This window comes from Nocardia aurea (assembly GCF_003123685.1).
Lineage (GTDB): Bacteria > Actinomycetota > Actinomycetes > Mycobacteriales > Mycobacteriaceae > Nocardia > Nocardia aurea.
In genome coordinates this window covers 320,810-333,296 of the sequence record NZ_QCYJ01000021.1, presented here as the reverse complement: position 1 = coordinate 333,296, position 12,487 = coordinate 320,810, and the positions used below count along the sequence as shown (strand labels likewise).

The window sequence follows — 12,487 nt, the reverse complement described above, 5'->3', positions numbered from 1 at the left end:
TACACACATAAATCACATCGGATCAGCGGTGACAATTCACACAGCGTCCGCGAACCTCGCGGCTTGCTCCCGCCGAACCGGACCCATTACAGTTCCCTATCAGTCAGGACGAAGGTGTTCCTACTTTCGGCCCGACGGCTGTCACATCGCTGTGCGGTGCCGAATCATTGATTCCCGCATTCACACCGCGATATGTCGGATCAATGTTGTGCCACAACAGGGTTCGAGCGAGCAGCAGGAGGAACGATGGTTTCCCACATCGTGACAGGCGGTACCGGGTTTCTGGGCAAGCGGGTGGTACAGGGTCTGCTCGACCGTGACCCCTCGGCGATCGTGCATGTGCTCGTGCGCCCGGGGTCGCTGCCGAAATTCCACGAACTGGCCACCGGATGGCGCGGTAGCGAACGCGTATTCGCACTGGTCGGTGATCTGACGGCCGAGCGACTCGGTCTGCTCGGCCCGGCTCCGGCCGCCGACCACATCATCCATCTCGGCGCGGTGTACGACATGACCGCCGACGAGGCCACCGCCTACGCCGCGAATGTCGCGGGCACCCGAGCGGTGGTCGACCTCGCCCGTGAGACCGAAGCGGTCCTGCACCATGTCTCCTCGGTGGCGGTGGCCGGTGACCACCGCGGTCGCTATTTCGAGGAGGATTTCGACCTCGGCCAGCAATTGACCTCGCCGTATCACCGCACGAAATTCGCCGCCGAGAAATTGGTCCGTGAATCGTCCGGATTGCGCTGGCGCGTCTATCGTCCCGCGATAATCGTCGGCGATTCCCGCACCGGCGAAATGGACAAGATCGACGGTCCCTATTATTTCTTCGCCGCCATCGCCAGAATGGCGGGACTACCCGCCGAGCTGCCGATTCCGCTTCCCGATCTGGGCGCGACCAATATCGTGCCCGTCGATTACGTCGCCGCCGCCATGGTGGAACTGATCGGTCGGGACGGGCTCGACGGACGCACATTCCATCTCACCGATCCGGCCCCGCAACCCTTCGACACGATCTACGGCGCGCTCGCCGCGGCGGCGGGAGCACCCACCGGAATCGGTGTGGTGCCGGGTAGCGCCGCTGCGCTCAGCGGACTCGCACACCTGCCGGGCGTTCCCGCCGTCCGCGATTTCCTGCTCGAACAGATCGGAATTCCCGCCTCGGTCGCGCCGCACGTCGCCTTCGCCTCCGAATTCGTCTCCGACTCGACGCGGGCACTGCTGCGGGGTACCGGAATCGAGGTGCCCGCCTTCGACAGCTACGCGGCGATCCTGTGGCAATACTGGCGCGAACATCTCGACCCGAGCCGCAGGCGCCAGGCCACCGACCCGTTCCGTGACCGCACGATCCTCATCACCGGGGCGTCCTCGGGTATCGGTCTGGCCACCGCGCACGCTGTGGCACGGCGCGGCGCGACCGTGGTCATGATCGCCCGGGGCGTCGAAGATCTCGCCGCGGCAGCCGAATCCATCCGGAACGAGGGCGGCCGCGCGTTCGCCCACCCCTGCGACATCACCGATCCCGACGCGGTCGACACCCTCGTCGGGACGGTACTGGCCGAATACGGTCACATCGACTATCTGGTCAACAACGCGGGCCGTTCGATCCGGCGGTCGGTGGTGAACTCCACCGACCGGATGCACGATTTCGAGCGGACCATGGCCGTGAACTATTTCGGCGCGGTCCGCCTGATCCTGGGGTTGCTGCCGTCCATGCGCGCCCGCCGCTTCGGCCATATCGTCAACATCTCCTCGATCGCGGTGCAGACCAAGGTGCCGCGCTTCGCCGCCTACGTGGCGAGCAAATCCGCGCTGGACAATTTCAGTGAGATCGCCGCGGTCGAGAACAGCGACGCCGGAGTCGGATTCACCTCGATCCGGATGCCGCTGGTGCGCACCCCGATGATCGCGCCGACCGACCTCTACCGCTCGCTGCCCGTCCCCGATCCCGACCGGGCCGCCGCCATCGTGGTCAGGGCGCTGGAAGAACGCCCCGACCGCATCGACACCCCCGTCGGCACGTTCGCCCAGGCCGTCGACCTGCTCATGCCGTCGGTGAAGCGGTCCATCATGCATCGAGGTTTCCGTCGGTTCGGCGAATCCGATGCCGCGCGCGGGGTGTCGTCGATACCGCGCGCCGAGAGCGCGGACAAGTCCTCGGCGACCGGGACCGCGCTCGGCGTACTCGCCCCGATGCTGCTGCCGTTGATGGCGTTGCCGGGTCCGGCGGCCCGCATGGCGCGAATCGTGCCCGGATTGCACTGGTAGCGAAACGAATTCACCTCGGCACGGCGACGCGGGGTGGAGGGCAGGCCCTCCACCCCGCGTCGCCGTGCTCGGTCGCGGATCAGACGTGTTCGGCCGCGAACCACGCCGCGGGTCCGAATGCCCATCCGTAATCGGTGTGTGTGCGGAAGTCGATGCCACCACCGCAGATGGGATCGCCGCTCACACAGTAATTTCCGGTTCGCCACAGATAGAGATCCGAGACCCGCCAGCCGACCGCGCGCAGCGGATCACCGAACAGCAGAACCGCCGCCACCTTCGATTCGAGATGTATCGGAAGGACGTGGACGCCGGGAATCCAGGCGACCAGGGCGGTACCGAGAACGCCGTGGACGACCGCGGCTCCCTGGGAGTAACCGACCAGGACGAAACGCTGATCCGGGCAGTCCTCGGACTGCCGGACGAGGTGATTCACCATATCGGTCGTTCCGTCGGCCGCAGACGACGGAACCGTCAGGTCGGCGGGATAATTCACCGCGTACGCGGTCGAATCGACCGGAAGTGCCTGTACCAGTTCGCCGTACAGCGGGTCACCGACCACGCTGCCCAGCCACCCGGGTTCCCCGGTCCCCCTCGCGACGACGACGTCGACCGCCGCGCAGTCGTTCGCCAGGGCCGTAGCGCCCAGACTCGTCACCCCCGCCACCAGGACCACCACCGCGAATGCCCGTACCGGAAGCCACTTCTCGGAGAATTTGATGTGTCGGATTGCCATCGTGATCACCCACTCACGCCGTTGTGAGACGCCGAGTGGCGCCTGTCGATGACAAGCGCCACTCGGCTATATCCGCGAAGGTAGGGACGGCGCCGGTCGGCGTCAAGGAATCGGACCGAAGCGAGACCGGCTCAACGCTCAATCGTTGTGCGGAGGGCGATTTCACTACAGGACGAGGTCGACCGGGCCCGGTGAAAGGCCCGTACGCGGGGTCGGGCGAATGTGGCGCCGCCCTCCGAATCCCACCGAACCGAACCCGGGCGCGGCGCGAGCTGATACAGTTCCGTATCCAATACAGAACTGTATCCAATGGACCGGAATGTCCGTTTTGTTCGAGGAGGGCCCCTGTCGTCGCCGACCACCCGGAGTGCACCGCGCCGCGTCACGCGCAGACGTAGCGAAACACGGCACCGCCTGCTCACCGCCGCCTACGACGTCTTCGCCGAGGAGGGTTTCGGGCGCGCGTCGGTCGAGCGGATCTGTGATCGCGCGGGTTTCACCCGGGGGGCCTTCTACTCCAATTTCGCCTCGCTCGACGAACTGTTCCTCGCCATCTGGGAACAGCGCTCGGCGGCGATGCTCGACGATCTGCGCGCCGCGCTCGACGGCATCGCCGCGGATGGCGTCGGCGACCTGCGCGATGCCATCCGCCGCCTGGAACAGGCGGTGCCGCTCGACGAGGCCTGGTTCCGGATCAGCGCCGAGTTCACCGCGCACGCCCTGCGGACCCCCGCCCTGCGCACCGCGATGGCCGACCGCGAGGAGGCGATCGTGGCCGCACTCGTGCCGACCGTGGTCGCGGCGCTGGCCGGACTCGGGCGCGATGTCGCCGATCCGGTCGCGCTCGGGCGGGCGATCGTCGCCGTGCACGACGGCACCGCGATCCAAGTACTCATGGAACCGCTCGACAGCCGGATCCGGCGCGCGCGTACCGACCTGCTCGGACATGTGGTCCTGGCGTACAGCGCGCCCGCGACGACCACACCGCCCACCACCACCGAAGGATGAACATGACCAATTGCAGTCCCGAATTCGCGCGCACGGCCGATGTCATCGTCGTCGGCGCGGGTCTGGCCGGTCTGGTCGCGGCCTACGAACTCACCGCGGCGGGCCGCACGGTACATCTGATCGATCAGGAGAACCGCGCCAACCTCGGCGGGCAGGCGTTCTGGTCGCTGGGTGGCCTGTTCTTCGTCGACAGTCCCGAACAGCGCCGACTCGGGATCAAGGACTCCTACGAACTGGCGCTACAGGATTGGCTCGGCTCGGCGGGCTTCGATCGTGACGACGAGGATCACTGGGCCCGTCAGTGGGCGCGGGCCTACGTCCGGTTCGCCGCCACCGAGAAGCGGGATTACCTGCACGCCCTGGGCTTGCGGGTGACACCGCTGGTCGGCTGGGCCGAACGCGGCGGCGGTTTCGCCGACGGGCACGGCAACTCGGTGCCGCGTTTCCACCTCACCTGGGGTACCGGGCCCGAGGTGCTGCGCGTCTTCGCCGAACCCGTGCTCGACGCCGAGAAGCGCGGTCTGGCCGGATTCAGTTTCCGGCACCGGGTCGACGAGCTGATCGTCGAGGACGACGCGGTGGTGGGCGTGAAAGGCAGTGTGCTGGAGGATTCCGATACCGCGCGCGGTGTCGCGTCCTCGCGCGAGGTGGTCGGTGAATTCGAGTTCCGGGCGTCGGCGGTCGTCGTCACCTCCGGCGGTATCGGCCACAACCACGAACTGATCCGCCGGAACTGGCCGACCGATCGTCTCGGGCCGTGCCCCGAGACGCTGATCTCCGGTGTGCCCGCCCACGTCGACGGGCGCATGCTCGGGATCACCGAGGCCGCGGGCGGCGCGATCGTCAATCGAGATCGCATGTGGCACTACACCGAAGGCATCGTCAACTGGGATCCGATCTGGCCGGATCACGCCATCCGCATCATCCCCGGCCCCTCCTCGCTGTGGTTCGACGCGAACGGAAAACGGCTGCCCGCACCGTGTTTCCCCGGATTCGACACCAACGCCACGATGAAGGAGATCCTCGCCTCCGGCCACGACTACTCGTGGTTCGTGCTCACCCAGTCGATCATCGAGAAGGAGTTCGCGCTCTCCGGTTCCGAACAGAATCCCGATATCACCGGCAAGGATCTCAAACTCACCCTGAAGAGCCGCGTCGCCAAGGGCGCGCCCGGTCCGGTCGAGGCGTTCAAACAGCACGGCGTCGATTTCGTCGTCGCCGACACCCTGCGCGAACTCGTCGACGGCATGAACAAGATCGCCCGCGGCCCGCGACTCGATCACGACGCGCTCGAAGCGCAGATCGTCGCCAGGGACCGGGAGATCGGCAACAAGTTCAGCAAGGACGCCCAGTTGATGGCGATCACCAACGCGCGCCAGTACTTCGGCGACAAGGCGGGCCGGGTGGCCAAACCGCATCGCATCCTGGATCCGGCACACGGCCCACTGATCGCGGTCCGGCTCAATATCCTGACTCGCAAGACCCTCGGCGGCCTCCAGACGACGCTGGACTCCCAGGTCGTTCGCCCGGACGGCACACCGTTCGCGGGCCTGTACGCCGCGGGCGAGGTCGCGGGATTCGGCGGCGGCGGCGTGCACGGATACAACGCGCTCGAGGGCACGTTCCTGGGCGGCTGCATCTTCTCCGGCCGCGCCGCGGGGCGCGCGCTCGCGTCCCGGCTCGCGAGCGGCGGGAGTTCGGTGCCGCCTACATCCTGACCCGGACGTGTCCGGCCGCGGCGTCTGTTCGGATGCGCGCGGCCGGTTCCGGACCGCCGGAACAGCGGACGGCGGCGGCGGGTCAGGGTGACACAGGCGACAGTCCTCGACTCGTTTCCCCTGCACGGAGATCCGAACGAACGCCGAGACGACCGACGCGCGCGCGTCCCCTCTGTTCGCCCCCGATCTCGGCGGAGTAATGTCCCCGGAATGTCGCGTGGGCGCGTTATTCGCATTTCGACCCGATCAAGTCCGATGGCTCTGGCGCAAGCCGAACAGGTCGCGGGTCTACTCGCGGGTCTCGGGGTGGACAGCGAGATCGTGAAATTGACCACCGCGGGTGACCGGTGGATGGGCGATCTGTCGAAACTCGGCGGCAAGGGCGCGTTCGTCAAGGAGATCGATGTCGCGCTGCTCGCCGACGACGCCGACCTCGCGGTGCACTGCCTCAAGGACATCCCGGGCGATATCCCGGTGCCCGAGGGACTCGCCTTCGCCGGGTATCTGCCGCGCGAGGACGTGCACGACGCGGTCATCACCCGCACCGGCGCTCCGCTGAGCGAGTTGCCGGAGGGCACGGTGGTCGGGACCAGTTCGGTCCGGCGCAGCGCGCAATTGCGGCTGCACTATCCGCACCTGGCGGTGAAACCGTTGCGCGGCAATGTCAATACGCGCCTGGCTCGCCTCGAAGAGGGTCATATCGATGTCCTGATCGCGGCGGTCTCCGGCCTGCACCGGGTGAACCAGGCGCACCGCATCACCGAAACCCTCGGTCTGGACGTCATGCTCCCGCCGATCGGCGCGGGCGTCATCGCGTTGCAGTGCCGTAAGGACGACACCCAACTCCTCGAACTCGGCGCGCGACTCGACGACGCCGTCACCCACCGGCACGCCGACGCCGAACGGGCGATGCTGCACGCGCTCCAGGGCCACTGCAACTCCCCCATCGCGGGCTACGCGACCTCCGATGCCACCGGCCGTCTCACCCTGCACGGCAAGGTGTTCGATCTCGACGGCAGCCGCTGGCTCGACGCCATGCACTGGGGCGTCGCGGAGGATCCGCAGGCACTGGGCTTCTTCGTCGGCGCGGATCTGCTGCGCCAGGGCGCGCGTGCGCTGATCGACTCCATTCCGCACTGAGGCCGTCCGCGTCGGCGGACCGAGACACGTATCGCCGGGCACCGCGGGGTGCCCGGCGATCGTCGTGTGACGACTACACCTCGGCGGAGGTTCTCGTGCCGTGATGTTCCGCGTCGGCGGCCTTCAACAAATCGCGGGTGTACCGCTCGGCGAGCAGCGGAAGGAAATTGTCGATATTCGCGTGATCGGCGACATGCGCGTACGCGGCGCGCACCATGGCGTCGATATCGTCGTCGGCCGCGATATCGTCGAATTCGCTGCGCAGGCGCTCGACGGCGGCGCTGAGCGCCGCTTGCTGGTCGAGGGTCGGGTCGGAATGGGTGTTGTCGGGTTCGATCGGGCTGTCGGTCACGATGGCTCCTCGACGTGCCGTATGGATTACTCATCTGCCGAGCCGGGCTCGGATCGCCCGCGCTCGAATGTCGAGTACCCGATTCGCCGCCGTTACACCCGGGCTACGGGACGGCGAAACGCGGAATTAGAACACGTTCTTGTGCGGCGGCGAATCGCGTGCGACGCTGTCGGCATGGACCTCGCCGCCGTGGAAGCTGTTCGGCAGCTCAAATACCGCTATTTCCGGACTCTCGACCTCAAACAGTGGGACGAATTCGCCGACACCCTCACCGAGGACGCGGCGGGGCGATACGGCACCCACGCGCTCGGCGAACCGCTGACGCTGGACGGACGCGAGGCCATCACCGATTTCATGCGGCAGAATCTCGGCCCTTCCCTCGTCACCGTCCATATCGCCAACCACCCCGAGATCACCGTCGACGGTGATACCGCCACCGGTTCCTGGGCCTTCGAGGACACCGTGATCGCGACCGAATACGGCGTCCTGATCAGGGGCGCCGGGTACTACACCGACCGGTACCGCCGCGACGAGGACGGCCGCTGGCGTATCAGCGAAACAGGCTACCGGCGGGTTTATGAATCGTCACAGGCCCTGGCCGACACGCCCAGTTACCAACTGTTGAGCAATATGTGGGCCTCGTCCGACCGGTGACCGCGACGGCGAAAAGCTGGAGGAAATCCCAGAGAATGGTGACGACCTGTTGCGGCCGTGGCATTTCCACGCAATAGTGACCTCTTGCGGTTGACACGGAAAGGTCCAGGGATGGCACTCAGGTCTATCGCGGTCGCATTGGCCGCGGTCGGGCTCACGATCTTCGCTCCGAACGCCTCGGCGGACGGGACCGGACCCTTCGCCTATGTCCCGGTGGTGAGCGAGGGCGCCGTGCTGGTGGTCGACACCGCCGCGGACCGCGTGGTCCAGCGCATCGAGAACGCGGGCCCGCACGCCTCGTCGGTCACGGCGTCGCGCGACGGCCGCAAGCTCTACGTGCAGGCGTTCAATCCGCCGTTCGTCGGCACCGACGACATCGCCGTGATAGATCGCGAATCGAACACCGTCACTTCGCGTATCCCGATCACGGGAACCGACGGCCTCGCCCAGCCGATCGCGGATCCGGTACGCGACCAGGTGTACATCCTGACCGCGCGACCGTCCATCGACGTGCTGAGCACCAAGACCGACACGCTCCTGCGCTCGATGCCGTTGCCCGCCATACCGTTCGCGGCCGCCATCGCGCCCGACGGCAGCCGCGTCTACGCCGTGTTCGCCGATTCCACCGCGGCCGCGTTCGACCCGGAGTCCGGATTCCAACTGGGACAGCGCATCCAGATCGACGGGTCGGTCCCCTACGCCGCCGCGATCTCCCCCGACGGCCGCAAGCTCTATTCGATGAATGTGCTCGGCGACAACGTGTCCGTCATCGACACCGCCGGTTGGCAACGGACCGGGGCGATCTCGTTCGGACCGGGCAGCGCGCCCGTGGCGGGCGCGATCAGCCCCGACGGCACCCGCCTGCTGGTCGCCACCGTCGGCTCGGACGCGGTCCAGGTCGTCGACATCGCGACGGACCGGGTGGTCGGCACCGTACCCGTCGACGCTCCGGTCTCGGTCGGCTTCACCGCCGACGGCGCCAAGATGTACGTCGGCAGTCTCGGGCCGCAGGCACGTCCGCTGGTCCCCACCGCGATCGCCGGATTCGACGCCACCGAGGTGCTTCCCGCCTTCCTCCAGGCGAATCCGCGTCCGGGAACCCTGATCCCCTTCGGCACATCCGATTTCCAGCAGGCCGGCACCCCGATCGGCATCGGCTCCGGGCCGGGTTCGGCCGCCTTCTCGCACTGACCCCGTTCTGTTTCCTCGGATCCCGTCAGATCTCGTCGAGATCCAGGTAGCCGTCCTGGAGCGCGCGCGCCATCAGCGCGGCCTTGGTCGGCGCGGGCCGGCCCGCGCGTTCGTACTTGTCCCGGATGCGGACGAGATGGGTGTTGACGGTCCCCGGGGAGATGTACAGCTTCTGGCACACTTCGGTTTTGGAATCGCTCGCGATCCACGCGAGCAGAACTTCGATCTCCCGCGGGCTCAACGGCGGGGTGATACGGCGGCGGCGCGGGGTGGCGGCACCCGCGGCCGACAGCGACGACACTGATTCCGGGACAGCGGAAACGAACGACACGATGATCTTCCTTCTTCCGTCGACATTCGGTCCGGCACCGGTCTCCCCGATCACGACACGCGCCGACCTCCCTGAATGCTAGTGGATTGCTCACTGACGGAGCAGATTCCAGTTCCTTGACCCCAGAGTTGGTGTCATTGTTCGCCGAGATAACGATCTTCCTCGTCGTTCCCGGTAGAGGTGGTGCGAAGACCGGCGTCGTGGCCGACCTCCACCCGGCGAATCCCGTTAACCGGATGGTTGACGACGATCGTCGCGAGCATCGAACGGCGCGGCGGCAGGATCCGGATACTCACGCTGCCCGCGTCCGCGCGCTCGAGTTCGGCGGCCACCACATCGACCAGGCGTGCCCGCACCCGCGCGGTCACGCCGTCGAGACCGTGATCGTCGACGAGCACCACGTCGACACCGCGGCGACGCGCGGCACGGGCTTTCGCCGTCACCGGGGCGACATCGAGCGCGGGCGCGCGCAGGCTGTCCCGCAGATGCGCTTCGATCAAACGGCATTCGGTCCTGATCTCGTGGTCGAGCGGGCCCGGTCCCGCGATCGTCTCGAGAATCGGGCGCACGAGCCGATCGACCCGCCGCGTCTGGTCCCGGCGCTCCGCCAGGGCGGCCGCCGCCGCGGCTTCCCGGCCCGCCCGCCGTGTCGATTCCTCTCGCAGCGCGAAGATCTCGTGGGCGGCCGGTCGGATCGTGTAGGCGAAGAAGGTCGCCATGAACAGCGGCCCGAGATTGATGATCGAGATCTCGACCCCGTGGCCGACGCCCTGACCGGTGCGCGCCGACCACAGCGCCGAAACCCCGATCATCGCCGTCATCGCGAGCCACGCGGCGGCGGCGCGTCCTCGCACGCACAGGAAGGTCGCGGTGACCGTGCCGGACCCGAACGGCCACAGCTGCGCCGCGGAGGTCGGTGGCACCGGTAGTTCACACAGCACGAGCAGTGCGCACACCGGGACCGAGATGGCCAGGGCGAGGGTGAGTATCGGCGCGAGCGGGTCACTGCGCGCCACGATCAGCGTCGCGGTCGCGAGCACGGTCAGCGCCAGCGCGACGAGCACCGGCCAGACGCGGTCGACGTCGCCGGAGGAGGTGATCGCCAGTGCCGCTTCCGAACACAGGTAGAAGCCCGCGATGACCCACGCCGCGCGGGTGTTCATCCCCAGCAGGGTGCCCGCGTCGCGCACCGGGGCGCCCGGTTCGCTCATCGCGCCCGCCACGACATGCGCACGGTGGTGCCGTGTCCCGGCCGTGAGCGCACGTCGACCGTGCCCCCCGCCAATCGACGCAACCGCCCCACGATGCTCACCGACAGGCCGAGCCGATGCGGCGCGACGGCGGCCGGATCGAACCCGATCCCGTCGTCGGTCACGACGATTTCGATGCCGAAGGGCTCGACCGTGAGGTCGACCCGGCGCATCGCGTCGATGCCCGCGTGCAGCACGCTGTTGCGGATCGCCTCGGTCACCGCGGCGCCAAGAACGCGGACCGGATCGGACGGGAAGGACACGTCCCGGGCGCCGTCGCGCGTGTGCACCGTGACCTCGAGGGTGTCGTCCGCGTCCGCGACGGCGGTGCGCAGGTGCGCGATCAGCATGGCGGCCGTGTAGCCCTCGATATCGTCGGGCTCGCTCTCACCGAGTTTGACCAGCGCGAGTCCGGCCTGCTGGCGTACCTCCTCCCGCGCGGTGCGCCTGGCGGCGGCCAGCAGCGACGACATGACCCAGTCGTGGATCAGCGCGTTGAATCGGGCGCGCTGCACACTGCGGGACTGCGCCGCGGCCGCCGCGGCGGCGGTGGCGTGCGCGGCGGTCCTGGTCCGGTCGAGGAGTCGGCCGGTGCGCATCGCCATCAGCGCCGCGGCGACGAAGATCAGGCAGAAGCTGAGCGCGAACATCAGGTCGGGCAGGAAGAGACCGTTGCGATCGGGCACCCGGCAGTAGTGGTTGATCAATTGCACCGGAACGACCGCGGCGACCAGCAGCGCCACCGCCCACGGCGGCCGCCAGGTCAGCGCCGCGGCCAGTCCGGCCAGGCCGGGGATGGTCGAGATCCACGCGTCGGCGGCGAGCAACGTTCCGTCCCACGCCAGCGGCCACAGCAAGGCGGCGACCACGAACAGCAGCGCCGTCGCGGCGGCGGCGCGGTACATCGGGGTCGGGTCGCCGCGGAAGGACGCCAAGCCCAGGACGACGGGCGGCCCGAACACCATGGGGACCGCGATCCAGGTCCACCAGGGCGACATCGCGGCGGCCTGGGTGGTGATGTCACGAAACATCAGCGCCAGATAGAACACGTACCCCGATCCGATGAACCGGGCGAACAGCCGGGTGATCCGCATTCCGGCGGAATCGTTTCCCCGGGTTGTCATCTCCGACGTCTCGGAATGGGTAACCAACCGTCCTCCAGCGCGCGTTTGAACAATTCGGTCTTGTTGCGAGCCGGCCGACCGGCCTCGGCGTATTTCTGGCGGATCCTGCCGAGATAGGCGTTGACCGTATCCGCAGTGAGCCCGGTCAGTTTCGCGACGCGGGCCGCCGGTTCGCCCGACGCGTACAGCGAGAGCACATCGCGCTGCCGTGGACTGAGATCGACCTCGGCGAAACTGTCGTCGGAATCGATGGCGGCCGCCCAGTCCATACTCGGCACCAGTTCGCCGACGGCGGCGGCGCATACGGCGGCGGCGATCACATCGTCGCGTTCGGATTTGCGCACGACGCCGAGAACTCCCGCGCGCGCGGCGGCGCGGACCAGGAACGGTTCGTCGCCGGAGGTGAGTACCAGCGTCTCGACGCCTGCCGCGCGGAGCTGCTCGACATTGGCGATCGGCGACGAGCCGTCGGGTAGACGCAGATCCAGGACCACCAGGTGCAGTTCACGGGTGACGGCCAGCAGTTCGGTGACCGAGGCCGCGGTGGCGACGATCTCGACATCGGGCTCGTCGGCGAGGATCTGACGCAGACCGGCGATGGTCACCGCGTGATCCTCGACCACCCCGACCCGGCGCGGATATTCGGTCCGACCGTTCGAGCTACGCACATTCGTTCCCCTCGTCGAATATCGCTGTCCGCCGTCCGGCGGCGACCGGATCC

At 67.9% G+C, this 12,487-nt stretch carries 12 protein-coding genes; 6 read left to right on the top strand and 6 right to left on the bottom strand.

The window, feature by feature from the left end; all coding sequences use genetic code 11:
• The first annotated feature begins 246 nt into the window (after window positions 1-246).
• Window positions 247-2,265, top strand: coding sequence for an SDR family oxidoreductase (locus DAT37_RS09160; protein WP_109524263.1), 2,019 nt, complete (start codon window positions 247-249; stop codon window positions 2,263-2,265).
• A 79-nt stretch (window positions 2,266-2,344) separates the two neighbouring features.
• On the opposite strand, the gene DAT37_RS09155 is transcribed toward DAT37_RS09160, so the two are convergent.
• On the bottom strand, window positions 2,345-2,998 hold the full coding sequence (locus tag DAT37_RS09155) for a cutinase family protein (RefSeq protein ID WP_109524503.1): 654 nt from the start codon (window positions 2,996-2,998) through the stop codon (window positions 2,345-2,347).
• A 309-nt stretch (window positions 2,999-3,307) separates the two neighbouring features.
• On the opposite strand from DAT37_RS09155, the gene DAT37_RS09150 reads away from it, so the two are divergent.
• From DAT37_RS09150 to hemC, 3 genes are all read left to right on the top strand, one after another.
• Window positions 3,308-4,006 (top strand): TetR/AcrR family transcriptional regulator, encoded by a 699-nt coding sequence (locus DAT37_RS09150; protein WP_109524262.1) that lies wholly within the window; start codon window positions 3,308-3,310, stop codon window positions 4,004-4,006.
• 2 nt (window positions 4,007-4,008) lie between these two features.
• Window positions 4,009-5,724, top strand: coding sequence for an FAD-binding dehydrogenase (locus DAT37_RS09145; protein ID WP_408637382.1), 1,716 nt, complete (start codon window positions 4,009-4,011; stop codon window positions 5,722-5,724).
• 210 nt (window positions 5,725-5,934) lie between these two features.
• Window positions 5,935-6,864: a hydroxymethylbilane synthase gene (gene hemC, locus DAT37_RS09140; RefSeq protein ID WP_109524260.1), complete on the top strand. Its 930-nt coding sequence runs from the start codon at window positions 5,935-5,937 to the stop codon at window positions 6,862-6,864.
• A gap of 73 nt (window positions 6,865-6,937) precedes the next feature.
• On the opposite strand, the gene DAT37_RS09135 is transcribed toward hemC, so the two are convergent.
• Window positions 6,938-7,216, bottom strand: coding sequence for a three-helix bundle dimerization domain-containing protein (locus DAT37_RS09135; RefSeq protein WP_109524259.1), 279 nt, complete (start codon window positions 7,214-7,216; stop codon window positions 6,938-6,940).
• A 174-nt stretch (window positions 7,217-7,390) separates the two neighbouring features.
• On the opposite strand from DAT37_RS09135, the gene DAT37_RS09130 reads away from it, so the two are divergent.
• Together DAT37_RS09130 and DAT37_RS09125 are read left to right on the top strand one after the other, a co-directional pair.
• Entirely contained in the window at window positions 7,391-7,870 is a 480-nt protein-coding gene (locus DAT37_RS09130) for a nuclear transport factor 2 family protein (protein WP_109524258.1), read from the top strand.
• Window positions 7,871-7,981: 111 nt separating this feature from the next.
• Entirely contained in the window at window positions 7,982-9,061 is a 1,080-nt protein-coding gene (locus DAT37_RS09125; protein ID WP_109524257.1) for a YncE family protein, read from the top strand.
• Window positions 9,062-9,086: 25 nt separating this feature from the next.
• On the opposite strand, the gene DAT37_RS09120 is transcribed toward DAT37_RS09125, so the two are convergent.
• The 4 genes from DAT37_RS09120 to DAT37_RS09105 all read right to left on the bottom strand — a co-directional run bounded on the left by DAT37_RS09120 (window position 9,087) and on the right by DAT37_RS09105 (window position 12,434).
• Window positions 9,087-9,392 carry a helix-turn-helix transcriptional regulator gene (locus DAT37_RS09120; protein ID WP_332873274.1) on the bottom strand — a complete coding sequence of 102 codons (306 nt, stop codon included), beginning with the start codon at window positions 9,390-9,392 and terminating at the stop codon, window positions 9,087-9,089.
• 134 nt (window positions 9,393-9,526) lie between these two features.
• Entirely contained in the window at window positions 9,527-10,603 is a 1,077-nt protein-coding gene (locus DAT37_RS09115; RefSeq protein WP_157978367.1) for a hypothetical protein, read from the bottom strand.
• The gene (locus DAT37_RS09110; protein WP_109524254.1) at window positions 10,600-11,766 is read right to left on the bottom strand and encodes a sensor histidine kinase; all 1,167 of its coding nucleotides are present in this window, start codon (window positions 11,764-11,766) and stop codon (window positions 10,600-10,602) included. The genes DAT37_RS09115 and DAT37_RS09110 overlap by 4 nt, the downstream gene beginning before the upstream one ends.
• Entirely contained in the window at window positions 11,763-12,434 is a 672-nt protein-coding gene (locus DAT37_RS09105) for a response regulator transcription factor (protein WP_109524253.1), read from the bottom strand. The genes DAT37_RS09110 and DAT37_RS09105 overlap by 4 nt, the downstream gene beginning before the upstream one ends.
• Between the last annotated feature and the right edge of the window lie 53 nt (window positions 12,435-12,487).